Here is a 22,875-nt window from a genome sequence, read left to right on the forward strand (position 1 = left end):
TTATCGAAAATTTCAACCAACTGTGTTATACTGTCTGCTTCGTTTTCTTCACCGCGTCAGCAGCGAAGAACCGAACTATACGCCTCACAACAAAACCAGTCAACACCTTTCGCAAAATTATTTCTAGAAATTTAATCACCACCCTGTTTTAACAGGGTTTTTATTTTATGAAAAATACAATCAAACTCCCTATACAATCCATACATACAAAAAAATACATAAAAAAGGCCGTCTGAAATTTTGGTCTCAGACGGCCTTTTGAGGTTTCTATATCTATATTCTTAGTCGGCGAACTGTTTTTTCATTCGTTCGCGGCGCTCTTGCGCTTCTACGGACAATGTCGCGGTCGGACGTGCCAGCAGGCGTTTGAGGCCGATGGGTTCGCCGGTATCGGCACAAAAACCGTAATTACCTTCGTCGATGCTGCGGATAGTCGCTTGCACTTTATTGAGAAGTTTACGCTCGCGGTCGCGGGTGCGCAGTTCTAAAGCGTACTCTTCTTCTTGAGTAGCTCGGTCGGCAGGATCGGGGGCGGATTCGTGCTCTTGAAGATGGCCGGTAGTGGTGTTTGCATTTTCAATCAGCTCTTCTTGCATTTTAACCAGTAGTTCGCGGAAGAAGGCCAATTGGTCGCTGTTCATGTAGTCCTCTTCAGGACCATTCCAGTTTAAAATATCTTGTTCTGTCAGCTTTGCCATGGTGTCTGCTTTCGGTTTGTTGTTAATGATTTGGATGCTACGGGTTTGCTTTTATTGGGTTTTCTTAAATTTCCGTTTTGGAAATTGGGCGAATCATATCATGTTTTACCTATTCATTTGTTCTTTATATTTCGATTTGCACTTTTTTGCACTACCTTACACCTAAATGTATTAAAGCGCTTTTTAGGACGTTGTATTTTTGGTCGTTAATGCCTGCTGCGCTTTCAGACGGCCTATTGAAGCAACCATAAGTTGGTTTGCTGGATAAGTTGGGGAAACCATCGGGCCAGCCACAACCATAATAAGAGCGCTAACAAACTGCCTGAAAAATCGTATCGCCCTGCGCGCAAGAAGGAAAACGGTTTGAGCAATGGCTGCAGGATTCGTTCGATGGCATAAGTCAACGGGGAATAGCGGCCTTGTATGCTGGCCACCATTCTAATAATCAGACCGATAAGTAATGTATAGGCCGCGGCTTTCAGCATATGGAGTGCGGCAAACCAAAAGTTTGCCAAAATCAGCTTATTGCTGATGGACAGCGCCGGCGAGATGAAAATAATGGCGGTGCAGGCAAGGTAGTACACCAGAAAACCTGAAGGCAGGCAGTACCAATCGGTTTCCGCGCCGGATGGAAATGCTTTTTGCCAAGGTTTGGTCAGCCAGCCCGTAGCCTGTATGCTGAATTTGAGCAGGGGATATTCTGCTGCCAATCCTGCGTATCGGAGCAAAAAGCGTGTGATACACAGGATGGCAATAGCGTCTGCCAATAATAAGAGCAAGTCGCCGCGCATATTCAGACGGCCTTATATTGTTGCGCCATTTCTTGCGAACGTTTAACGCAGGCTTCTACGCCCTGTTCGATGGCTTCGGCAACGTGACGTGCTTTGAAGGTTTCGATGGCTTCGTGTGTCGTGCCGCCTTTGGAAGTCACGTTTTGCTGTAATTGTGCGAATGCTTCGCCGGTTTGTTCGGCCAAAGCCACTGCGCCTTTAAATGTAGCGAGGCTCAGTTCGCGTGCGTCTTGCTCGTTGAAACCTTGTGCCAAAGCCGCGTTTTGGAGCGCGCCCAAAAGATAGAAAACATAGGCAGGGCCGCTGCCGCTGATGCCGGTAATATTGTGGAGTTGCTCTTCTTCGTTCAGCCAAACGGTTGTGCCGACAGAGCGCATGATGCCGTCGGCGGCTGCACGGTCGGCTTCTGAAACGCCTGCATCGGCAAACATACCGGATACGCCCAAACCGATTTTAGCCGGCGTATTGGGCATGATGCGCACGATACGGCGTGTACCGCCCAGATAATGGCTGAGGGTATCGATGGACAAACCAGCCGCTACGGACAACACCAGCGCGCCATTCAAACGGATGTTTTGACAGGCTGCCTGCATGTCTTGCGGTTTGACGGCGAGAATGAGGACATCGTCCGTACTCAATTCGGGCAGGTTTTCAGAAGTGGCTACGCCCAATTCTTGCACCAGTTGCTCCCGTCTTTCTGCACCGCGTTCGACAATGTGGACACGATAACCGTCTTGTTTGACCAAACCGCCTGCAATGGCAGTCGCCATATTGCCGCCGCCGAGAAAATAGATATTCATATATATGTTACTCCTTTGTGATATCGATCAGGTCGTCTGAAACTGCTGTCTACCCTGTTCAGACGGCCTATTACTTTTATTGAGGATAATGCCGCTTGCCGAAAATCGCGCTGCCGATGCGGACATGGGTTGCGCCGCATTCTACCGCGATTGGCATATCGCCGGACATACCCATAGACAAAACATCTGCTTCGACGCCTGCCGCGTTCAGCTCAGCCAACAGCCGTTGCATGGTGTGAAACTGGCTGCGCAACTCATCGTCGCTGCTGTCGGCCTTGGCCACACACATCAATCCGCGCACTTTAATATTCGGCAACTGGGCCACCTCAAGGGCCAGCGCAACCGCTTCAGCGGGCGCCACACCGTGTTTCGCCTCTTCCGCGGCAATGTTCACTTCAATGCACACCTGCAACGGCGGCATTTCAGACGGCCTTTGTTCACTCAAGCGCCGCGCCGTTTTCAGACGGCCTATCGTATGCACCCAATATGCGCGTTCGGCCACAAATTTGGTTTTATTGGACTGCACATCGCCGATAACGTGCCAAACAATATCCGGCAAATCGGCCAACGTTTCCGTTTTTTCAAACCATTCTTGAATATAGTTCTCGCCAAAATCGCGCTGACCGGCCGCATATACTTCGCGGATGTCGTCTGCAGGAAACGTCTTGCTGACCGCTACCAGCTTCACCGCATCCGCAGGCCGTCCTGCAGCCTCAGCCGCCTGTTCAACCGCCCGGCATACGTCCTGATAGTTTTGTTGCAATACCGACATGGTTTTCTCCTTTAACCCGTTCATCACTCGGTATTTTGAAAATTTTACTTGGTTGAACGGGTTTATCTATTTAAAATAAAGCAATTTTATTATTCTAAACCAAAACAAGGCCACATTATGCAGATTACCGACTTACTCGCGTTCGGCGTGAAAAACAAAGCCTCCGACCTCCATTTGAGTTCGGGTATTTCCCCTATGATACGCGTACACGGCGACATCCGCCGCATCAACCTGCCCGAGATGAGCTCGGAAGAAGTCGGTACCATGATTACCTCGGTCATGAACGACCACCAGCGCAAGCTCTATCAACAGGATTTTGAAGTCGATTTCTCATTTGAGCTGCCTAATGTTGCCCGTTTCCGTGTCAACGCCTTTATGACCGAACGCGGCCCGGCCGCCGTATTCCGTACCATTCCGGGCACCGTCCTGACGCTGGAAGAATTACGTGCGCCGCGCATTTTCCAAAAAATTGCCGAAAATCCGCGCGGTTTAGTCTTGGTAACCGGCCCGACCGGTTCGGGTAAATCCACCACGCTGGCGGCGATGGTCAACTACATCAACGAAACCCAACCGGCACACATTCTGACCATCGAAGACCCGATTGAGTTCGTCCACCAAAGCAAAAAGGCGCTCATCAACCAGCGCGAGCTGCATCAGCACACCAACAGCTTTACCAACGCCCTGCGTTCCGCCCTGCGCGAAGACCCCGACGTGATTTTGATCGGTGAGATGCGCGACCCTGAAACCATCTCCCTCGCCCTGACCGCCGCCGAAACCGGCCACTTGGTTTTCGGTACGCTGCACACGACCGGCGCCGCCAAAACCATCGACCGTATTGTCGACGTATTCCCTGCAGGCGAAAAAGAAATCGTGCGCTCCATGTTGTCCGAATCCTTGCGCGCCATCATTTCCCAAACCCTGCTGAAAACCCGCGACGGCAACGGCCGTGTCGCCGCACACGAGATCCTGATTTCTACACCGGCCGTGCGCAACCTCATCCGCGAGAACAAAATCGCCCAAATCAACGCCGCCCTCCAAACCGGTCAGGCCCACGGTATGCAAACCCTCGATCAAGCCCTGCAAACCCTTGTCCGCCAAGGCACCATCAGCCCCGAGCTGGCACGCAGCAAGGCGCAAAACATCGAAAACCTCTCTGTTTTCTAAACCATACTCAGGCCGTCTGAACCCCATCATCCCGTTTTCAGACGGCCTTTCAGCCTGACCGAATACCCGTTTTAAAGAGAATCATCATGAGCGACCTCGCCCCTCTGCACGACCTGTTAAGCGAAATGGTGCAAGCCTACTCACAAAAAAACCAAGCACCGCACATCCCCACCCCGGCCGAAATCGGCACGCATCTTCACCCCCTGCTCGACCGCATGTGTGAAGAGGCCGAAAAACGCAACGCATCCGACATCTTCATCAGCGCAGACTTTCCCCCTGCCATCAAAGTCGGCGGCACCCTCACGCCCATGCCCCACAAAGCACTGACCGGTGCGGACACCGCCGCCATCGCCGAATCCACCATGAACCCCGACCAGCTCGAAGCCTTCAACCGCGACTGGGAAATCAACTATTCTGTCCAATCGCGCAGCAACACGCGCTACCGCGTCAACGCCTACCACGAGCAAGGCCGCGTCGGCATGGTATTGCGCCGCGTCAGCCAAGACATTCCCGAAATGAAGACCCTCGGTTTACCCGAAAAGCTCCAAGAGCTTGCACTCGCACCGCGTGGCCTGCTGATCCTCGCCGGCCCGAACGGTTCGGGTAAATCCACCACCATGGCCTCCATGCTCAACTACCGCAACCAAAAGCTGCCCGGCCATATCGTTACCATCGAAGACCCCATCGAGTTTATCTACAAACCTTGCCGCAGCATCTTCACCCAGCGCGAAATCGGCATCGATACCGACAACTGGAAAATCGCCGTTCAAAGCGCCATGCGTCAAGCGCCCGATGTCGTCTGTATCGGCGAAGTCCGCAGCGAAGAAAGCATGAAATACGCCCTCCAACTGGCTCAAACCGGCCATCTGTGCGTTTTCACCATCCATGCCAACACGGCTTCCCAAACCATCGAGCGCATCATCAACTTCTATCCGGAAGACCGCCGCCAACAGGTTTTGATAGATTTGGCGTTAAACCTCGTCGGCATTATCGGCCAACGCCTCACCATCAAGAAAAACCGCCAACGTACGGCCGTTACCGACCTCCTGCTCAACACTCCGGCCATGCAGGACTTGATTTTCCAAGGCGAATTGCTGGAAATCCGCGACTTGATGGCACGCTCCGGTAGCAACGGCATGCAGACGTTCGACCAAAACCTCTTCAACCTCTACGCACAAGGCCAAATCGAACTCAGCGAAGCCCTGCGCCAAGCGGTATCCGCCAACGATTTACGCCTGCGCATTCAAATGCACGACGAGGGCAACAATACCGAACGCCTCTACGACCGCATCAGCGACCTCAACCTGATGACCTAATAGCGCAAGCCAAAAAAGGCCGTCTGAACGGGTGTGGAAACGAAATCAAGTATTTCCCCGTATCCGTTCAGACGGCTTTATCTCATTTAAAGCATTCTGAAACCGACTGAAAATCCTGTTAAAATCCAATCATTCACCTCATAACGAATAATAAACAACAACATCATGAAAACTCCGCCGCTCAAACCTCTGATCATTGCCTCCCTGCCCGTCTTCGCCAGCGTGTTCATCGCCGCCACCCTCGTTTGGCACTTCGACACGCCCAAACTGGTTATGCCATTCGTGCTCGGCATTATTGCCGGCGGTTTGGTCGATTTGGACAACCGCCTCACAGGCCGTCTGAAAAACATCGTCATCACCGTTGCCCTGTTTACCCTCTCCTCATTGCTTGCCCAAAGCACCATCGGCACAGGCGTTCCCTTCATCTTGGCCATGACCCTGATGACTTTCGGCTTCACCATCCTCGGCACCGTCGGCCTCAAATACCGCACCTTCGCTTTCGGTGCGCTTGCCGTCGCCACCTACACCACGCTGACCTACACCCCCGAGACCTACTGGCTGACCAACCCCGTCATGATTCTGCTGGGTACTGTCCTATACAGCGTCAACATCCTGATCTTCCAAATCATCCTGCCCCACCGCCCCGTCCAAGAAACCGTCGCCAATGCCTACGATGCACTCAGCAACTACTTCGATGCCAAAGCCGACTTTTTCGACCCCGACGAAGCCGCATGGTTGGGCAACCGCCAAATCGACTTGGCCATGAGCAACACCGGCGTGATTACCGCCTTCAACCAATGCCGCGGCGCCCTTTTCTACCGATTGCGCGGCCAACACCGCCATCCGCGTACCGCCAAAATGCTGCGCTACTACCTCTGCGCGCAAGACATGCACGAACGCATCAGCTCCGCCCACGTCGATTACAGCGAAATGGCCGAGCAGCTCAAAAATACCGACCTTATCTTCCGCATCCGCCGCCTGCTCGAAATGCAAGGCCAGGCGTGCCGCAACGTTGCCTCCTCCCTGCGCAACAACAAACCCTACGCATACAGCAAACGCCTCGGCCGCGCCATGGAAGGCTGCCGCCAATCCCTCAGCCATTTTGCCGAGACCCATGCCGACAATGCCAACCTCCACAATATCCGCCGCCTGCTCGACAACCTCAGCAGTGTCGATTACCAACTGCGGCAACTGCAAAACGATGCGTCCCTTGCCGAAAACGACAACGCCGATACCCGCATCGCCGCCCTTGAAAACACCAAGTTCCGCAATATCGGCGAGACCGTCCTCAGCCAGCTCAATTTCGACTCCGGCGTCTTCCGCCATGCCACCCGCCTCTCCATTGTCGTGGCCGCGGCCTGCATCATTGTCGAAATCCTCCATCTCAACCTCGGCTACTGGATTCTGCTGACCGCCCTTTTCGTCTGCCAACCCAACTACACCGCCACCAAAAGCCGCGTGTACCAACGCATTGCCGGTACAATTCTCGGCGTGATTGTCGGTTCGCTCGTCCCCTACTTCACCCCGTCTGTTGAAACCAAGCTCTGGATTGTCATCGCCAGCACCACCCTGTTCTTCATGACCCGAAGCTACAAATACAGCTTCTCCACCTTTTTCATCACCATCCAAGCCCTGACCAGCCTCTCGCTTGCCGGTTTGGACGTGTACCACGCCATGCCCATCCGCATCATCGACACCATCGTCGGTTCCGTTATCGCATGGGCCGCCGCCACCTACCTCTGGCCCGATTGGCGTTACCTCACCCTCAGCCACACCGCCGCCCAAACCATCACTGCCAACGGCCGCTATCTCGATGCCATCCTCGACCAGCTGCAAAACGGCAGCCGCGACGATTTCGACTACCGCCTCACCCGCCGCCAAGCACACGAAAGCACCGCCGCCCTCAGCAGCACCCTGTCCGACATGAGCAGCAACCCGAAAAAATACCAAGACCGCCTGCAAGACGGTTTTACCCTGCTCAAAACCAGCTATGCGCTGACCGGCCACATTTCTGCGCTCGGCGCATACCGCGACCAAGTCCGAATCGACGGCAACGACGGCTTTGCACCCTATGCCAAGCTGACCCACCACATCGCCGAGTTGCTGACCCAAATGCCCCAAACCGACCCCGAGTCTTTTGAAACGGCCATGACCCAAATCCGTCAGGAATTTGCCGAGCTTGAACAAAACACACAAGCGCAGCAAGACCACATCCTCAAACACCAGCTCGACCTGATTATCCGCCAGCTTACCCCGTGCTATCAGGCATTGCACCGACAAGCCGACGTAGAGGCCGTCTGAAAAGAGCCGAATGCTTTCCAGCCTGTTTAGCAACAAGTCTGCCAATCATCGGCGTTAAATACAGCTAAACACTTCCTCGAATAAAAACCAAAACAAAAGGCCGTCTGAAACCTGATTTCCAGATTTCAGACGGCCTTTATTTTTAACAATCGATTTTAAAACCGATTATGCGCCGCGTTTTTCCAAAGCGGCTACGGCAGGCAACTCTTTGCCTTCCAAGAATTCGAGGAACGCACCGCCGCCGGTAGAAATGTAGCTGATTTGATCGGTTACGCCGAATTTGGCAATCGCCGCCAAAGTGTCGCCGCCGCCGGCAATCGAGAACGCATCGCTTTGGGCAATCGCTTCGGCCAATACTTTAGTACCGCCGGCAAATTGGTCAAACTCAAACACGCCGACCGGACCGTTCCATACAACCGTACCGGCGGCTTTGAGCAGCTCGGCCAAAGCAGCGGCGGATTTCGGGCCGATGTCCAAAATCATGTCGTCTTCGGCAACGTCGGCAATGTCTTTCACCACAGCTTCGGCATCGGCGGCAAAGGCTTTAGCGACAACCACATCGGTCGGCAGCGGAACAGAGCCACCTTTGGCCGCCATTTTCGCCATGATTTTTTTGGATTCTTCCACCAAATCGTGTTCGGCCAAAGATTTACCGATGGCTTTGCCTTCTGCCAACAGGAAGGTATTGGCAATGCCGCCGCCGACGATGAGTTGGTCGACTTTGTCGGCCAAAGATTCGAGGATGGTCAGTTTGGTAGACACTTTGCTGCCGGCGACAATCGCCACCATCGGGCGCGCAGGCTGTTTCAGGGCTTTGCCCAAAGCGTCGAGTTCGCCCGCCATCAATACGCCGGCGCAGGCAACGGGTGCGGCTTGGGCGACGGCTTCGGTCGAGGCTTGGGCGCGGTGGGCGGTGCCGAACGCGTCGTTGACGAACACGTCGCACAAGGCGGCATAGGCTTTGCCCAGTTCCAAATCGTTTTTCTTCTCGCCTTTGTTGATGCGCACGTTTTGCAGCATGACGACATCGCCCGCGTTCAGGGCGGGTTTGTTTTCACGCCAGTCGTTCAATACTTTCACGTCTTTGCCCAACAGTTTGCCCAAATGCGCGGCAACAGGCGCTACATCGTCTTCAGGATGGAATTCGCCTTCGGTCGGACGGCCGAGGTGGGTCATCACGATCACAGACGCGCCGTTGTCCAAGCAGTATTTAATGGATGCGAGCGAAGCGCGGATACGGGTGTCGTCGCTGATGTTGCCGTCTTTAAACGGTACGTTCATATCGGCGCGGATCAGAACGGTTTTGCCTTGAACATTTTGTTCGGTCAGTTTCAAAAATGCCATGATGATTCCTTTGTGATGGTTGGAAACGGGAATGTTTGGGATTATCCGCGAATGAGGCGCGACGGTAAAGATTGGCAACGGCCGCGCTTGATGTGAATCAGCAGATAAAGCCCAGGCCGTCTGAAACATTCGGCCAATCTTTCAGATTTTCCGCTATACTTTGGCGATTGATTTTCATTTTACGGATTAAACCATGTTACGCCGAATTGCTTTAATGCTTACCTTCGCGCTGCCTGCCGCCTCATGGGCGCAGACGCTTTCTGAAACCCTGCCCAACGGTCTGAAAATCATCGTCAAAGAAGACCACCGCGCGCCCGTAGCCGTTTCGCAGATTTGGTACAAAATCGGCAGCGTGGATGAAAAACCGGGCAAAAGCGGCCTGAGCCACGCTTTGGAACACATGATGTTTAAAGGCACGAAAGACGTTCCCTCCGGCGAGTTTAACCGCCGCGTGTCCGAGCTGGGCGGACAAAACAATGCCTACACCAACCGAAATGAAACGGTGTATTACGAAAACGTCGCCGCCGCCAACCTGCCCGAGATTCTGAAGCTCGAAGCCGACCGCATGCACAACCTCAACTTCAGCGACAAAGAATTCCTCAACGAGATGAACGTCATCCGTGAAGAACGCCGCCAGCGCACGGAAGACACGGCCGACGGCAAAATGTGGGAGCAAGCCTATCTTGCCGCCTTTACCCAACCGTCGATGCGCGCCTCCGTCATCGGCTACATGAAAGATTTGCACACCCTAAAAGCCGACGACCTGCGCGCGTGGTACAAACAGTATTACGCGCCCAACAATGCCGTATTGGTCATTGTCGGCGATGTCGATGCCAAACAAACGCTTCAGACGGCCGCCAAACTCTTTGGCGATATTCCGGCCAAAGCCCAGCCGCCGCGCAACAAACTCCATACCGAACCCTATTTGCGCAAGCCTGTTACGGTCAAAGCCACTTCTCCGGTTACACACCAGCCGCTGATTGCCATCAACTTCCGTGTACCGAAACTCCAAAAACTCGATGACACGATGCCTTTCGCCCTCGACATCCTCTCCGATATTTTGGCAGGCAACGCATCCAGCCGTTTTGATAAAAACCTCGTGCGCGGCAAGCAAACCGCATTGAACGCAGGAACGCATTACGACATCATCAGCCGTGAAATGCCGCTGTTCAGCGTCATGGCCATGCCTGCCGAAGGCGTGAAAACCGATACTCTGATTGCCCAGCTGCGCCAAGAAATCAAAGACATTGCCGACAACGGCGTTTCCGAAGAAGAATTGCAGCGCGTCAAAACCCAGGCAGCAGTCAACGAAATCTACGCCAAAGACTCCATGTCTTCCCAAGCCTCCATGATGGGGCGCCTCGAAGCGCGCGGTTTCCAATATACCGACGAACAAGAAATCCACCGCCGCTTACAGGCAGTCAGCGCGCAAGAAGTACAGGTCGCCGCCCGGATGTTGACCGACGAGCGCATGAGTACCGTCATCATCGAGCCGCAAAAAACAGCCACCGCGCCAAGCAAAAAAGCTGCCAAACGCCGATAAACATCAGGCCGTCTGAAAGCCCATACCCTTTCAGACGGCCTTAACAGAAAGCCACAACATGAAACCCATCCTGCTCGCCCTTGCCCTACTCCTGCCCTTAAGCGTCCAAGCCGCCACCGACATCCAACGCTGGCGCAACCGCGACGGCACCCAAATCCTCCTTGTCGAACGCCACGAAAACCCCATCATCGACCTTGAAATCAGCTTCAAGGGCGCAGGCAGCGTCGCCAATCCGGACGGCAAAAGCCAAGTTGCCGAATTTACCGCCGCCCTCCTGACCGACGGCACCCAAGAGCTGGACGAAGAAGCCTTCAATGCCGAAGCCGACAACATCGGCGCACAAATCAGCAGCGACAGCAATACCGAAAGCGCATCCGCAGGCTTCCGCAGCCTCAGCAAAGCCGACATCCGCGACAAAGCCGCCAACTTGCTCAACCACTCGCTGACCCGTCCGCGCTTTGACGAAGCCGTTTTCCGCCGCCGCCAAACCCAATCCATTACCGGCTTGCAACAACAGGAAACCACCCCCGACTACACCGCCACGCGCGAACTGACCAAACTCATCTACCCGAACCACCCCTACGGCAGCGGCGCAAACATAACCGTTGACAGCCTCAAACGCGTCAACCTCGACGACATCCGCGCCTTCCACCGCACCCACTACGGCAAAGACAACGCCATCGTTGCCATCGTCGGCGACCTCAACCGTAAACAGGCAGAGCAACTGGTCGAGCGCGTCCTCAAAGACCTGCCGGCCAAAGCCACCGCAACCCACGCCATCCCGCCCGTTCTCAAACAAACCGCCCAACGCCGCGACATCCCCTTTGCCGGTACACAGGCACAAGTCCTGCTCGGCACCTCCCTCATCAAACGCCACGACCCCGACTATTACGCCCTCGTTGCCGGCAACTACATCCTCGGCGGCGGCGGTTTCGACAGCCGCCTCATGAAAGTTTTGCGCGACCAACACGGCTACACCTACGGCGTATACAGCAGCCTCGCCCCGGCAACAGAAGAAGGCACGTTTGCCGTTTCCTACTCCACCCAAAAGAAAAACACCAAAGCCTCACTGGCTGACACCCAAGCCGTCATTGAACAGTTTATCGCCGAAGGCCCAACCGAAGCCGAGCTGAAACAGGCCAAAGCCAACATCGTCGGCGGCTTCCCCCTGCGCTACGACTCCAACGACAAACTGCTCAACTACCTGAGCCTGATCGGCCTCTACGACCTGCCCAACGACTACTTGGAAGCCTACCCCAAAGCCATCAACAGCCTGACCGTCGAACAAGTCCGCGACGCATGGCAACGCCGCGTCAAATTCAAAGACCTCAACACCGTCGTTGTCGGTGCAGAATAAAACGCTTTAAAACGACAGGCCGTCTGAAAGATTTTTCAGACGGCCTGTTGTCATTCTGTCGGTTTGCTGATCTTGTCATCAGAGGCAACTTTAATCAATAAAATATTGGTCACAATCAACTGTTGTTGTACATTTATAATGAAAGCAAAGACATCATAAATAGCATTTCTATTACTGAAACCGACAAATAAAAAGGCCGTCTGAAACCTTAAAACAGGTTTCAGACGGCCTTTTTTAATCGGTTTATTGTTTATTCAACCGTTACCGATTTCGCCAGGTTGCGCGGTTTGTCCACATCCGTGCCGCGTGCGAGGGCGGCGTGGTAGGACAGGAGCTGCACGGGGATGGTATGCACGATCGGCGAGAGTACGCCGACGTGGCGCGTGGCGCGGATGACGTGCACGCCGTCGGTGGCGTTGAAATTGCTGTCCAAATCGGCGAAGACGAAGAGTTCGCCGCCGCGTGCGCCGACTTCCTGCATATTGGCTTTGACTTTGTCCAACAAACCGTCGTTCGGCGCGATGACGACGACGGGCATGTTTTCGTCCACCAATGCCAGCGGGCCGTGTTTCAATTCGCCTGCGGGATAGGCTTCGGCGTGGATGTAGGTGATTTCTTTCAGCTTCAACGCGCCTTCGAGGGCAATCGGGAAGTGGATGCCACGGCCCAAGAAGAGTGCGCTGGTTTTCTTGGCGAATTTTTGCGCCCACGCGGCGATTTGCGGCTCAAGGTTGAGGGCGTGTTGGATGCTGCCGGGCAGTTGGCGCAGTTCTTCGACGTATTCATGCGCTTTTTCGGCGGAAACCAAGCCGCGCTGTTTGCCCAGCGTTACCGCCAAGCCAAACAATACAACCAGTTGCGTAGTGAACGCTTTGGTGGAGGCGACGCCGATTTCCGCGCCGGCGCGGGTGTACAGCACCAATTCGCTTTCGCGCGGCAGGGCGGATTCCATGACGTTGCAGATGGACAGGCTGTGTTTGTGTCCCAAAGACTGCGCGTATTTCAGGGCTTCCATGGTGTCCAAGGTTTCGCCGGATTGGGAAATGGTGATGACCAATTGTTTCGGATCGGCAATCACGTCGCGGTAGCGGTATTCGCTGGCGATTTCGACGTCGGTCGGGATTTTGGCGATGGATTCGAGCCAGTATTTGGCGGTCAGCGCGGCGTAGTAGGACGTGCCGCAGGCGAGGATTTTGATGCTGCGGATGTCGTCAAACACTTCGCGTGCGTTCGCGCCGAAGTTTTCGGGTTCGAAGCCGCCGTCAAGGAAGACTTCGGCGGTATCGGCGATGGCGCGCGGCTGTTCGTGGATTTCTTTTTGCATGAAGTGGCTGTATGGACCCAATTCCAGCGACGCGAGCGACAGTTCGGATACTTTGACGGTGCGTTGGGTATCGGCACCGGTTTTGTCGATCAGTTTTTCAATACCGTTCGCGCTCAATACGGCGATGTCGCCGTCTTCCAAATAGGCGATGCGGCGGGTAAAGGCGATGACGGCGGATACGTCGGAGGCGATGAAGGTTTCTTGATCGCCCAATGCCACCAACAGCGGGCAGCCCATGCGTGCAACCACCATTTCTTCGGGTTTGTCCTGCGCCATCACGGCGATGGCATACGCGCCGTGGAAACGGGCGGTGGCGGCGCGGACGGCTTCAAACAGTTTGCCGCCGTTTTGGGTGTATTCGTGATTGACGCTGTGGGCGATGACTTCGGTGTCGGTTTGCGATTCGAAGGTGTAACCCAAGGCTTTGAGGCGTTCGCGTTCGGCTTCGAAGTTTTCGATGATGCCGTTGTGGACGACGGCAATCATGCCGCCGGAGATGTGGGGATGGGCGTTGGGTTCGGTTACGCCGCCGTGGGTCGCCCAACGGGTATGGCCGATGCCGATGTGTCCGAACACGCCTTTTTCGCGCGCGGCGTCTTCCATCAGTTGCACGCGGCCGACACGGCGCACGCGCTTGATTTTGCCGTCCATGTTTACGGCAATACCCGACGAGTCATAGCCCCGATATTCAAGGCGTTTGAGACCGTCGGTCAGAAAATCGACTACATTGTGATTGGCGCGGATGGCGCCTACGATACCGCACATATAAGTTCCTTAGTATCAAAAGATTAACGAAATAACTGCCGTTCCGGCTCCCGGAGGCGGCAGCGGTAAAAAGCCGTTTTACATTATCCGAACGGCGCGGATTTGGGTTTCAGACGGCCTTTTGGTTTTGAAGGCCGTCTGAAAAAGATAGAAACCGGCCGAACCTTATTTCTTATCGCCCTTTTCCGGACGCACCCAGCCTTCGATGACGGTTTGGCGGGCGCGGGCGAGGGCGAGTTTGTTGTCTTCGACGTTTTTGGTAATCGCGCTGCCTGCGCCTGTGGTTACTTTGTTGCCGAGGGTGACGGGGGCGACTAGGACACAGTTGGAGCCGATGCGGACTTCGTCGCCGATGACGGTTTTGTATTTGTTCACGCCGTCGTAGTTGGCAATGATCGTGCCTGCGCCGAAGTTGGTTTTGCTGCCGACTTCGGCGTCGCCGATGTAGGTGAGGTGGTTGGCTTTGGTGCCTTTGCCGATGGCGGCGTTTTTGATTTCGACGAAGTTGCCGACGTGTACGTCGTCTGAAAGGCGGGCTTGCGGACGCAGGCGGGCGTAGGGACCGATTTGGTTGTTTTGTCCGACTTCGCAGTCTTCGAGGTGGGAGAAGGGGGCGATTTTGCTGTTTGCGCCGATTTTGGCGTTTTTGATGAAGCAGTTTGCGCCGATTTCGACGTTGTCGCCGATTTCGATGTCGCCTTCGAGGACGACGTTGACGTCAATCACGACGTCTTGTCCGTGTTTCAGACGACCTCTTAAGTCGAAGCGGGCGGGGTCGCGCAGGGTGACGCCTGCTTTGAGCAATTCTTGCGCTTGTTCGGTTTGGAAGATGCGTTCGAGTTCGGCGAGCTGGAGTTTGTTGTTCACGCCGGCGGCGAGGTGGGAGGCGCGCACTTGGACGGGATGGACTTTGATGCCGTCGGCAACAGCTTTGGCGATGAGGTCGGTCAGGTAGTATTCGCCTTGGGCGTTGTTGCTGGAGAGGCTGTTCAGCCAGTTTTCGAGTTTGGCGTTGGGCAGGACGAGGATGCCTGTGTTGATTTCGCGGACGGCTTTTTGGGCGGCATCGGCGTCTTTTTCTTCGACGATGGCGGTTACGCTGCCTTGGCTGTCGCGGATGATGCGGCCCAAGCCTGTCGGGTCGGCGGGAACGTCGGTCAACAGTCCGACTTCGCTGCCGGCGGCTTCGAGCAGGGTTTCGAGGGTGGCGGTGTCAATCAGGGGAACGTCGCCGTACAGCACCAGCGTGCGGCCTTCGGCGGCAAGGTGGGGCAGGGCGGTTTTGACGGCGTGGCCGGTGCCGAGTTGTTCGGTTTGTTCGACCCAGACGACGTTGCGTTTGACGGTGTCTAAGACTTGGTCTTTGCCGTGTCCGATGACGACGCAGATGTTTTGAGGATGGAGCGCAGCGGCGGTGTCGATAACGCGCTCGACCATGGGCTTGCCGCCGATGCGGTGCAGCACTTTGGGCATTTTGGAATACATGCGCGTGCCTTTGCCGGCGGCGAGGATGACGATGTTTAAAGCTGTCTGAGCCATGATACGGTTTCCGTTGTCGTTGTTTGAGGCCGTCTGAAAAGTGTGGCAACAAATGTTGATTGTTTTTCACTCCGTTTCAGACGGCCTTGGGGATATTGTTATTCGGTTACTGGCTGTTGGTTGGCAAATTGCGGTTTTTGCCAGTGCTGGCCGCGTTCGCCGTGTTCAGCATGATCCGCTTGGTTGGATTGGACGGCGCGGCGCTCAGGACGGAATTGGTTGTAATTCATGTTTTTAGAATAAGTACCGTCCTGATAAACGATAGGTGTGCCGGTAGCATATTTTTGGCGTACGGCGGTACGGCCGGATTCGTTGGTGTAGGTTTCCCAAGAGCAACCGGCCAAAACAGCGGCGGCGGTCATAATTAAAGCGAGTTTACGCATGATGTTGTCCTTGTTTTTAAATGTCGGCAATACCGTGTATTGTACTTGTTTTTGCAAAACTTCACGGCAGTTTTGTGCAAACTTCAAGCAAACCCTGCATATCTTTCGCTATGCCGTCGGCAAATGGCAACGGATGGGCTTTTTCGCCGTACCAAACGGTCTTCATGCCCAAGGCTTTGGCTTGGTGCAGATTGTCGGCGCTGTCGTCCACCATAATGCACTGTTCGGGTTTGACGCCCAACAGGCGGCAGACGTTGAAATAGGCCTGCGGATTGGGTTTGTAGAGCAGGCCGAAGTCGTCCGTGCCAAACAAGCCGTCAAAATGCGCTTCCAAGCCCAACTCCTCAACCAATGCGCGGACATAAAACGAAGGCCCGTTGGAAAATACGGCTTTTCGCCCTTTCAGACGGCCTAAAACGTCATCAGTTCCATCCATACCCTCCACCTTTGCCAAAATTTGCTTAAGCGGGTGACTTTCACGCAAAAATTCATCGATATCGACTTCAGGATGGTGGATTTGCAAACCGGCAAGCGTCGCGCCGTATCGGTGCCAATAATCTTGGCGCAGGTGGGATGCGGCTTCTTCGGAAAGTTTCAGACGGCCTGTCATGTATTCGGTCATGGCGCGGTTGATGATGTAGAAAATGCCGGCTTCGGCATTGTGCAAAGTATTGTCGAGGTCAAACAGCCAAACAGGAGAATGATTCATATCGTGCCTTGATATGCAGATTTTGTTATGATATTTCGTATTTTACCCGTACAAAGGAAAGAGAATGAAACTGAAATTGTCCGCCGTGGCTCTGTTGCTGGCTTCGGCAAACCTGTACGCCCAAACCGAAGTGCGTTTGGCCGTGCACAAATCCTTCAGCCTGCCCCAAACCGTCATCGCGCAATTTGAAAAAGCCAACGATGCCAAAGTGTCCGTCATCAAGGCAGGCAGCGGCAACGAAATGCTCAACAAGCTGATTTTGAGCAAGGCCAACCCGATTGCCGATGCGGTTTACGGTTTGGACAACGCCAACATCGGCAAAGCCAAAGCCGCCGGCATCCTTGCCGCCAACCAACCCAAATCCGCACCCGTAACCGCCTCCCTGCCCGATGCGCTGGCCGTCGATTACGCCTATGTCGCCATCAACTACGACAAAAAATGGTTTGAACAGAAAAAACTGCCCCTGCCGCAAACCCTGCAAGATTTGACCAAACCGGAATATAAAAACCTTCTGGTGACCCCGTCTCCCGCCACATCCTCGCCCGGCCTCTCCTTCCTCTTGGCCAACATCGGCGGCATGGGTGAAGAAGGCGCGTTCAAATGGTGGGCACAAATGCGCCAAAACGGTGTGAAAGTTGCCAAAGGCTGGAGCGAAGCCTACTACACCGACTTTACCCAAAACGGCGGCGCCTATCCCCTCGTGGTCAGCTATGCCACCAGCCCGGCGGCCGAAGTCCACTACTCCAAAGGCAAATACAGCACCCCGCCCACCGGCAACCTCTTCCTCAAAGGCGGCACATTCCGCCAAGTTGAAGGCGCGGCCGTTTTGAAAGGCGCAAAACAGCCCGAGCTGGCGGCCAAACTGGTGAGCTGGCTGCAAAGCGGCGAAGTGCAACAAGCCCTGCCTGCCGAAATGTGGGTCTATCCGGCTGCCAAAAACACGCCGCTGCCCAAAGTATTCGAGTTTGCCCAAACCCCAAAACACAGCGATTCCCCCAATCGCGCCGACATCAACACCAAACAAAAACAATGGGTGAGCCGTTGGAGCAAAACTGTTTTACGTTAAACCGAAAAACTTAAAAACACATCAAGGCCGTCTGAAAAAACAAATCATTAGTTTTTCAGACGGCCTTGTTTTACAATAACCTTTTAAACAACTTCACACGCACACACAATTATGAATTTCGATCTTCAAGTCCTCTCCTCCTTCTCCGGTTGGGAACAACTCGCCCAAACTGGCATGTCTTTCGGCATGAACCTGCTGGCCGCCTTGGCCATCTTCTTTATCGGCCGCTGGATCGCCACGCGCGTGGTGACACTGATGAAAGCCGCGTTGACACGCGCCAAAGTCGATAAAACGCTGGTTAGCTTCCTCGGCAACGTTGCCAACATCGGCCTGCTGATCCTCGTTATCATCGCCGCACTGGGCAAACTCGGCATCCCGACCACTTCCGTGACCGCCTTGATCGGTGGCGCAGGCTTGGCCGTGGCTTTGTCTTTGAAAGACCAACTGTCCAACTTCGCCGCCGGCGCGCTGATTATCCTGTTCCGCCCGTTTAAAGTCGGCGACTTTATCCGCGTCAACGGTTTTGAAGGCATCGTCCGCGAAATCAAAATGGTGCAGACCTCTTTGAGTACGCCGGACAACGAAGAAGTCGTCCTGCCCAACAGCGTGGTCATGACCAATAGCATTACCAACCGCTCCTCCCTACCCCTGTGCCGCGCCCAAGTCGTTGTCGGCGTCGACTACGCCTGCGACTTGAAAGCCGCCAAAGCCGCCGTATTGAGAGCGGCAACCGAGCATCCATTGTGTGTTCAAACCGAAGAACGACCTGCCGTCGTATACATTACCAACCTTGGCGACAGCGCCATCGAAATCACCCTTTGGGCGTGGACGCAAGAAGAAAATCTCGGCCCGTTCCGATTCGCCCTGAACGAGCAAGTAGTTGAAAACCTGCGTGCTGCCAACATCAACATCCCGTTCCCGCAACGCGATGTCCACCTCATCCAGCCGAAAGCCTGATTTCAGCTTTCAGGCCGTCTGAAACCCGGCGGGTCAAACGCCCGCCCCATTCCACCATTTCCATAAGGAGCCTCCATGTCCCATCTGCAAACCATCGCCGAACACCTGACCAGCCGCCGTCAAACCGTTACCTGCGCCGAGTCCTGCACCGGCGGCCTGCTTGCAGGTGCGCTGACTTCCATTCCCGGCAGCTCGCAGTGGTTTCATCAAAGCTTCGTCACATACAGCAACCAAGCCAAACAGGAGCGCCTCGGCGTCATGCCCGACACCTTGCTGAAACACGGCGCAGTCAGCCGCGAGACCGTCTATGAAATGGCACGCGGCGCAAAAGCCGTGGCGCAGGCAGATTACGCCTTGAGTATTTCCGGCATTGCCGGCCCTAGCGGTGGCAGCGCGGCTAAACCGGTCGGCACAGTCTGGTTCGGCCTGGCCACGCCCGAAGGCTCGTTTGAGCAAACCGCGCTATTCACAGGTGACCGTGAAGCAGTAAGGGCGCAAGCCGTCGAATACGCATTGGCTTTCTTGGCGGAACATTTGGTTTGATAGAAAAAACTCAGGCCGTCTGAAATCTGGAAATCAGGTTTCAGACGGCCTTTTTATCTATTCAAACCATCGGCGGATTTATACGCCCAAAAGCTCTTTGCCGAGGAAGCTGCCTTTTTCGACACCCGGCAGAACGAAGAAATAGCCGCCGCCAAACGGGCTGATGTATTCCTCCAGAGGCTCGCCGTTGAGCAGGTTTTGCACGAAGATGAAGCCGTCGGTGAGGTTGGCCTGATAGCAGATGAAAATCAGGCCGACATCGAGCTGGCCGTTGGCGGCGAGGCCGCGCGAGTAGTTGAAGGCGCGGCGGTAGAGCAGGTGTTTTTTCATGAACTCCGGATCGCGCGGATTGGCAAGGCGCATATGGCTGTCTTTGGGCGTGATTTTGCCGTCGGGGTCTTTGGCGAAATCGGCGGTGTCGCCCTCTTTTTTACCGTCCATGGGCGCGCCGCTGTATTTGCGCCGGCCGAAAATATCGGTTTGTTCCTGCATCGGGGTGCGGTCCCAAAACTCGACAAAGTGGCGGATGAGGCGGACGGCCTGATAGCTGCCGTTTTTCGCCCATGCCGGTTCGTCCAAGCTGTTGGCGGCAACGCCTGTCCACAGAACCTGATCGGCGACTTTGGGATCTTCGACTTTGGGATTGCCGGAGCCGTCGCGGAAACCTAAAAGGTTCCGCGCGGCAATGGCGCCGGGTTCGGCTTTAGGGAGCCAACCGTCTATGCTCCAGCGGATCACGGCAAACTGGGCGGTGTTTTTGATGATGTCGCGCAGGGCTGCTTGGCAGGTTTCGGGGGAGAATGCGCAAATTTGCAGGCTGAGGTCGCCGTCGCACCAAGATTTTTGGAGTTTGTCGTTGGGGAAGTCGCGCATTTCCTGCAGGTGTTTCGGCTTTTTGTCTTTGAGGCCGAAGCGGTCGTCGAAGAGGCTGCTGCCGACGCCGACGGTAACTGTCAGTCCGTCAGGGCGGAATTGTTTGCCGAGGATGCCGCTGCCCGCAGGCGGGAGTTTGTCGTCGCCGTCTTGGTATTCGCCGCCTTGGGTAAGGAATTCGATGCGGGCGGTCAGGGCGCGGAACAGGTTTTCAAGTTGTTTGGCGTCTTTGGCGGTAACATCAAAGGCACACATGATGCCGAAGAGCTGGTGTGGCGTGACAATGCCTGCTTGATGCTCGCCATAACACGGATAGGCCAGCTCGGAATGTTGGTTGTTTTGGGTTTCGGCGGCGGCTTCGCCTTGTTTTTTACCGGCAAAATAACCGGCAACGCCGATGGCGCCGGCGGCAAGGGCAGTTTTGAAAAGGGTTCGTTTTTCGGGTTGTGCCGGTTGTTTGTTTTGGCTCATGGTCTGCTCCTTGGCAGGGAACGGAAAGATTGCAATCGTGTGAAGTAAGGTCGGTTTTCAAGCATATTTATGGGGCGACAATAAGATTCAGACGGCCTTTCAATATCCAAAGGCCGTCTGAAAACGCGTTATCTTATTTCAAACCCAAAATGCCGCGCAGTTTGGCCAAGTCTTCTGCCAAGGCATTAATCGGCGCCTGCAGGGCTTTGCGGTCTTCTTCGCTCAGTTTGTCATACAGCTCGAAACCGTTCGGGGTTTTGTATTTCGCCAAAATGTCTTCAACCTGTTTGAAGTTGGCATCGGTTTTTTCCAACAACGCTTTGTCTTTGGCTTCGATCAGCGGACGGAACAAATCAACGATTTTTTTGGAGCCTTCCACATTGGCTTGGAAGTCGCTCAAGTCGGTATGGCTGTAACGGTCTTCTTCGCCGCTGATTTTGCTGCCGGCCACTTCTTCAATCAGTTCGGACGCGCCGCCGACCACCTTACCCGGAGGGAATGCCAATGCGTCGATTTCTTTTTGCAGTGCTTCGACATCGGTCATCAGTTTGGCTGCAATTTCCTTCACGCCGGATACGTCTTTTTCTACCCAAAGGGCGTGTTCGATACGGTGGAAGCCGGTAAATCCGGCATCTTTCGCACCGTCTTTGAAGTCGTCTTCACGCGCATCGATGACGGGGTCGAGTTCGCTGAAAAGCTCGGCAATCGGTTCGATACGTTCGTAATGGACGCGGGTGGCGGCAAACAGGGATTTGGCCTTTTCAATGTCGCCGGCTTTAACGGCTTCGGTAAAGGTTTTGGTTTTCGCCACCAGCTCTTTAACCTCGCCTTGAACGTAAGCTTTATAGTCGGCGAGCGGTTGGGACAGTTTTTCCAAATCCGCTTCGTTGGCAGTGTCTTTGAAGCCGCTGTCGGTAACAATCAGCTTACCGCGCGGATTGGTCAACAGGCCGCAAGTCATTTCGTATTCGCCCGGCAGTAGGGTAACGGTCATTTTGTCGGATAAACCCGGGGCGATGTTTTCACGCTCGTCCACCACCATCACGCCTTTCAAGATTTCCCATTCCAGCTTGCGGCCGCTGTCGTTTTTAATGTTGAACACGACTTGGCCGCTGGGGACGGTCAATTCCATTGGTTCACAAGCAGTATCGTTCACGCCGATATTGACCGAACCGTCGGCATTAGCGGCAGCGGATGCGCCTGAAGCGGCAGGCGCGGCTTTTTCGGCTTCAGGCGGCTGACACGCGGTCAAACCCAGAGCCAACATTACGGACAAAGCAGTTAGATTGAATTTTTTCATTTTCATTCCTTTTTATTTAGTTAACGTTTTTGCCGGCGCGCTGCCGCGCAAAAACCAAATCATGACGGGAACCAGATACAGCAGCCAAATCAGGACTTCGCCTTCGGTTGGGTGGTCGGTATAGCCGAAGAAACCGCCGAGCAGCACGCCTAAAGGGCTGTCTTCATGCAAATATTTCGATGTGTCGAAAGCAATATCCTGCATCACATTCCATACGCCGGCCTCATGCAGCGCGCGAAACGAACCGGCCAGCAGACCGGCCGCCACCACAATCAGAAACGCGCCCGTCCAACGGAAAAACTTCGCCAAGTTCAGGCGCATACCGCCCTGATAAATCAGCGTACCGATGACAACTGCCACCAACAGCCCCAACACCGCGCCTATCGGCATAGACCACGTCGGGCTTTGCTGGAACACGGCAAGCAGGAAAAACACGCTCTCTAAACCTTCGCGCGCCACAGCCAAAAACGCCATGCCGACTAAGGCCCACCCCTGGCCGCTGCCGCGGTTCAAGGCCGACTGAACAGAATCCTGAAGATGTTGTTTCATCGAACGCGCGGCCTTCTTCATCCACAAAATCATGTACGTCAACATCGCCACAGCCACCAGGCCGATGACGCCGACCACCAATTCCTGTTCTTTTTGCGGAATCTCGCCCGTAACGGAATGAATGCCGTAACCAATACCCAAACACATGACCGAAGCCAAAAACACGCCCAGCCAAACCTTCGGCATCAGCTCGCTGTGTCCCGACTGTTTCAAAAAACTGGCAACAATACCGACGATCAGGGCGGCTTCGATGCCCTCACGCAGCATAATCAATAAAGCAATCAGCATAAAAAACTCTAAAGTGAAACGT

Annotated in this window: 20 protein-coding genes; 8 read left to right on the plus strand and 12 right to left on the minus strand. The window is 54.6% G+C overall.

Going from position 1 to position 22,875, the window contains the following annotated elements; all coding sequences use genetic code 11:
• Positions 1 to 281 precede the first annotated feature (281 nt).
• The 4 genes from dksA to ACTHTQ_RS08995 form a co-directional block, all read right to left on the minus strand.
• Entirely contained in the window at positions 282 to 698 is a 417-nt protein-coding gene (dksA, locus tag ACTHTQ_RS08980) for an RNA polymerase-binding protein DksA (RefSeq protein ID WP_003682872.1), read from the minus strand.
• A gap of 233 nt (positions 699 to 931) precedes the next feature.
• Positions 932 to 1,489: a YggT family protein gene (locus ACTHTQ_RS08985; protein WP_440363702.1), complete on the minus strand. Its 558-nt coding sequence runs from the start codon at positions 1,487 to 1,489 to the stop codon at positions 932 to 934.
• A 2-nt stretch (positions 1,490 to 1,491) separates the two neighbouring features.
• On the minus strand, positions 1,492 to 2,289 hold the full coding sequence (gene proC, locus ACTHTQ_RS08990; protein WP_440363703.1) for a pyrroline-5-carboxylate reductase: 798 nt from the start codon (positions 2,287 to 2,289) through the stop codon (positions 1,492 to 1,494).
• A 76-nt stretch (positions 2,290 to 2,365) separates the two neighbouring features.
• Entirely contained in the window at positions 2,366 to 3,061 is a 696-nt protein-coding gene (locus tag ACTHTQ_RS08995) for a YggS family pyridoxal phosphate-dependent enzyme (RefSeq protein WP_440363704.1), read from the minus strand.
• A gap of 117 nt (positions 3,062 to 3,178) precedes the next feature.
• Here ACTHTQ_RS08995 and ACTHTQ_RS09000 point away from each other — a divergent pair, with 117 nt between their 5' ends.
• From ACTHTQ_RS09000 to yccS, 3 genes are all read left to right on the plus strand, one after another.
• Positions 3,179 to 4,225, plus strand: coding sequence for a type IV pilus twitching motility protein PilT (locus tag ACTHTQ_RS09000; protein WP_314053795.1), 1,047 nt, complete (start codon positions 3,179 to 3,181; stop codon positions 4,223 to 4,225).
• 86 nt (positions 4,226 to 4,311) lie between these two features.
• Entirely contained in the window at positions 4,312 to 5,541 is a 1,230-nt protein-coding gene (locus ACTHTQ_RS09005) for a PilT/PilU family type 4a pilus ATPase (RefSeq protein WP_003682885.1), read from the plus strand.
• A gap of 165 nt (positions 5,542 to 5,706) precedes the next feature.
• Entirely contained in the window at positions 5,707 to 7,842 is a 2,136-nt protein-coding gene (gene yccS, locus ACTHTQ_RS09010; RefSeq protein ID WP_440363705.1) for a YccS family putative transporter, read from the plus strand.
• A 165-nt stretch (positions 7,843 to 8,007) separates the two neighbouring features.
• Here yccS and ACTHTQ_RS09015 read toward each other — a convergent pair whose 3' ends face one another.
• Positions 8,008 to 9,186 (minus strand): phosphoglycerate kinase, encoded by a 1,179-nt coding sequence (locus tag ACTHTQ_RS09015; protein ID WP_440363706.1) that lies wholly within the window; start codon positions 9,184 to 9,186, stop codon positions 8,008 to 8,010.
• Positions 9,187 to 9,379: 193 nt separating this feature from the next.
• Here ACTHTQ_RS09015 and ACTHTQ_RS09020 point away from each other — a divergent pair, with 193 nt between their 5' ends.
• Positions 9,380 to 10,729, plus strand: coding sequence for a M16 family metallopeptidase (locus ACTHTQ_RS09020; protein WP_440363707.1), 1,350 nt, complete (start codon positions 9,380 to 9,382; stop codon positions 10,727 to 10,729).
• 58 nt (positions 10,730 to 10,787) lie between these two features.
• Positions 10,788 to 12,086 (plus strand): M16 family metallopeptidase, encoded by a 1,299-nt coding sequence (locus ACTHTQ_RS09025; protein ID WP_440363708.1) that lies wholly within the window; start codon positions 10,788 to 10,790, stop codon positions 12,084 to 12,086.
• Between the two features lie 250 nt (positions 12,087 to 12,336).
• On the opposite strand, the gene glmS is transcribed toward ACTHTQ_RS09025, so the two are convergent.
• The 4 genes from glmS to ACTHTQ_RS09045 all read right to left on the minus strand — a co-directional run bounded on the left by glmS (position 12,337) and on the right by ACTHTQ_RS09045 (position 16,806).
• Positions 12,337 to 14,175 carry a glutamine--fructose-6-phosphate transaminase (isomerizing) gene (gene glmS / locus ACTHTQ_RS09030; RefSeq protein ID WP_440363709.1) on the minus strand — a complete coding sequence of 613 codons (1,839 nt, stop codon included), beginning with the start codon at positions 14,173 to 14,175 and terminating at the stop codon, positions 12,337 to 12,339.
• A gap of 165 nt (positions 14,176 to 14,340) precedes the next feature.
• Positions 14,341 to 15,714, minus strand: a complete 1,374-nt coding sequence (gene glmU / locus ACTHTQ_RS09035; RefSeq protein ID WP_440363710.1) for a bifunctional UDP-N-acetylglucosamine diphosphorylase/glucosamine-1-phosphate N-acetyltransferase GlmU — start codon at positions 15,712 to 15,714, stop codon at positions 14,341 to 14,343.
• Positions 15,715 to 15,812: 98 nt separating this feature from the next.
• Entirely contained in the window at positions 15,813 to 16,097 is a 285-nt protein-coding gene (locus ACTHTQ_RS09040; RefSeq protein WP_440363711.1) for a hypothetical protein, read from the minus strand.
• A 61-nt stretch (positions 16,098 to 16,158) separates the two neighbouring features.
• A complete protein-coding gene (locus tag ACTHTQ_RS09045) occupies positions 16,159 to 16,806 on the minus strand; it encodes a pyrimidine 5'-nucleotidase (RefSeq protein WP_440363712.1) in 648 nt (215 codons plus the stop codon).
• Between the two features lie 64 nt (positions 16,807 to 16,870).
• On the opposite strand from ACTHTQ_RS09045, the gene ACTHTQ_RS09050 reads away from it, so the two are divergent.
• The 3 genes from ACTHTQ_RS09050 (at position 16,871) to ACTHTQ_RS09060 (ending at position 19,372) form a co-directional block, all read left to right on the plus strand.
• The gene (locus tag ACTHTQ_RS09050) at positions 16,871 to 17,872 is read left to right on the plus strand and encodes a thiamine ABC transporter substrate-binding protein (protein WP_440363713.1); all 1,002 of its coding nucleotides are present in this window, start codon (positions 16,871 to 16,873) and stop codon (positions 17,870 to 17,872) included.
• 111 nt (positions 17,873 to 17,983) lie between these two features.
• Positions 17,984 to 18,829, plus strand: a complete 846-nt coding sequence (locus ACTHTQ_RS09055) for a mechanosensitive ion channel family protein (RefSeq protein ID WP_440363714.1) — start codon at positions 17,984 to 17,986, stop codon at positions 18,827 to 18,829.
• 75 nt (positions 18,830 to 18,904) lie between these two features.
• Positions 18,905 to 19,372 carry a CinA family protein gene (locus ACTHTQ_RS09060; protein WP_440363715.1) on the plus strand — a complete coding sequence of 156 codons (468 nt, stop codon included), beginning with the start codon at positions 18,905 to 18,907 and terminating at the stop codon, positions 19,370 to 19,372.
• 78 nt (positions 19,373 to 19,450) lie between these two features.
• Here ACTHTQ_RS09060 and efeB read toward each other — a convergent pair whose 3' ends face one another.
• The 3 genes from efeB to efeU all read right to left on the minus strand — a co-directional run bounded on the left by efeB (position 19,451) and on the right by efeU (position 22,853).
• Positions 19,451 to 20,716 carry an iron uptake transporter deferrochelatase/peroxidase subunit gene (efeB, locus tag ACTHTQ_RS09065; RefSeq protein ID WP_440363716.1) on the minus strand — a complete coding sequence of 422 codons (1,266 nt, stop codon included), beginning with the start codon at positions 20,714 to 20,716 and terminating at the stop codon, positions 19,451 to 19,453.
• Between the two features lie 133 nt (positions 20,717 to 20,849).
• Entirely contained in the window at positions 20,850 to 22,016 is a 1,167-nt protein-coding gene (efeO, locus tag ACTHTQ_RS09070) for an iron uptake system protein EfeO (protein ID WP_049335642.1), read from the minus strand.
• 12 nt (positions 22,017 to 22,028) lie between these two features.
• Positions 22,029 to 22,853 carry an iron uptake transporter permease EfeU gene (gene efeU / locus ACTHTQ_RS09075; RefSeq protein ID WP_063068631.1) on the minus strand — a complete coding sequence of 275 codons (825 nt, stop codon included), beginning with the start codon at positions 22,851 to 22,853 and terminating at the stop codon, positions 22,029 to 22,031.
• Positions 22,854 to 22,875: the final 22 nt, after the last annotated feature.

It is taken from the genome of Neisseria sp. P0020.S003, from assembly GCF_051957095.1.
Lineage (GTDB): Bacteria > Pseudomonadota > Gammaproteobacteria > Burkholderiales > Neisseriaceae > Neisseria > Neisseria subflava.

Coding starts and splice junctions, on each gene's coding strand:
- dksA (WP_003682872.1), bottom strand. CDS start 698: ATGGCAAAGCTGACAGAACAAGATATTTTAAACTGGAATGGTCCTGAA.
- ACTHTQ_RS08985 (WP_440363702.1), bottom strand. CDS start 1,489: ATGCGCGGCGACTTGCTCTTATTATTGGCAGACGCTATTGCCATCCTG.
- proC (WP_440363703.1), bottom strand. CDS start 2,289: ATGAATATCTATTTTCTCGGCGGCGGCAATATGGCGACTGCCATTGCA.
- ACTHTQ_RS08995 (WP_440363704.1), bottom strand. CDS start 3,061: ATGTCGGTATTGCAACAAAACTATCAGGACGTATGCCGGGCGGTTGAA.
- ACTHTQ_RS09000 (WP_314053795.1), top strand. CDS start 3,179: ATGCAGATTACCGACTTACTCGCGTTCGGCGTGAAAAACAAAGCCTCC.
- ACTHTQ_RS09005 (WP_003682885.1), top strand. CDS start 4,312: ATGAGCGACCTCGCCCCTCTGCACGACCTGTTAAGCGAAATGGTGCAA.
- yccS (WP_440363705.1), top strand. CDS start 5,707: ATGAAAACTCCGCCGCTCAAACCTCTGATCATTGCCTCCCTGCCCGTC.
- ACTHTQ_RS09015 (WP_440363706.1), bottom strand. CDS start 9,186: ATGGCATTTTTGAAACTGACCGAACAAAATGTTCAAGGCAAAACCGTT.
- ACTHTQ_RS09020 (WP_440363707.1), top strand. CDS start 9,380: ATGTTACGCCGAATTGCTTTAATGCTTACCTTCGCGCTGCCTGCCGCC.
- ACTHTQ_RS09025 (WP_440363708.1), top strand. CDS start 10,788: ATGAAACCCATCCTGCTCGCCCTTGCCCTACTCCTGCCCTTAAGCGTC.
- glmS (WP_440363709.1), bottom strand. CDS start 14,175: ATGTGCGGTATCGTAGGCGCCATCCGCGCCAATCACAATGTAGTCGAT.
- glmU (WP_440363710.1), bottom strand. CDS start 15,714: ATGGCTCAGACAGCTTTAAACATCGTCATCCTCGCCGCCGGCAAAGGC.
- ACTHTQ_RS09040 (WP_440363711.1), bottom strand. CDS start 16,097: ATGCGTAAACTCGCTTTAATTATGACCGCCGCCGCTGTTTTGGCCGGT.
- ACTHTQ_RS09045 (WP_440363712.1), bottom strand. CDS start 16,806: ATGAATCATTCTCCTGTTTGGCTGTTTGACCTCGACAATACTTTGCAC.
- ACTHTQ_RS09050 (WP_440363713.1), top strand. CDS start 16,871: ATGAAACTGAAATTGTCCGCCGTGGCTCTGTTGCTGGCTTCGGCAAAC.
- ACTHTQ_RS09055 (WP_440363714.1), top strand. CDS start 17,984: ATGAATTTCGATCTTCAAGTCCTCTCCTCCTTCTCCGGTTGGGAACAA.
- ACTHTQ_RS09060 (WP_440363715.1), top strand. CDS start 18,905: ATGTCCCATCTGCAAACCATCGCCGAACACCTGACCAGCCGCCGTCAA.
- efeB (WP_440363716.1), bottom strand. CDS start 20,716: ATGAGCCAAAACAAACAACCGGCACAACCCGAAAAACGAACCCTTTTC.
- efeO (WP_049335642.1), bottom strand. CDS start 22,016: ATGAAAAAATTCAATCTAACTGCTTTGTCCGTAATGTTGGCTCTGGGT.
- efeU (WP_063068631.1), bottom strand. CDS start 22,853: ATGCTGATTGCTTTATTGATTATGCTGCGTGAGGGCATCGAAGCCGCC.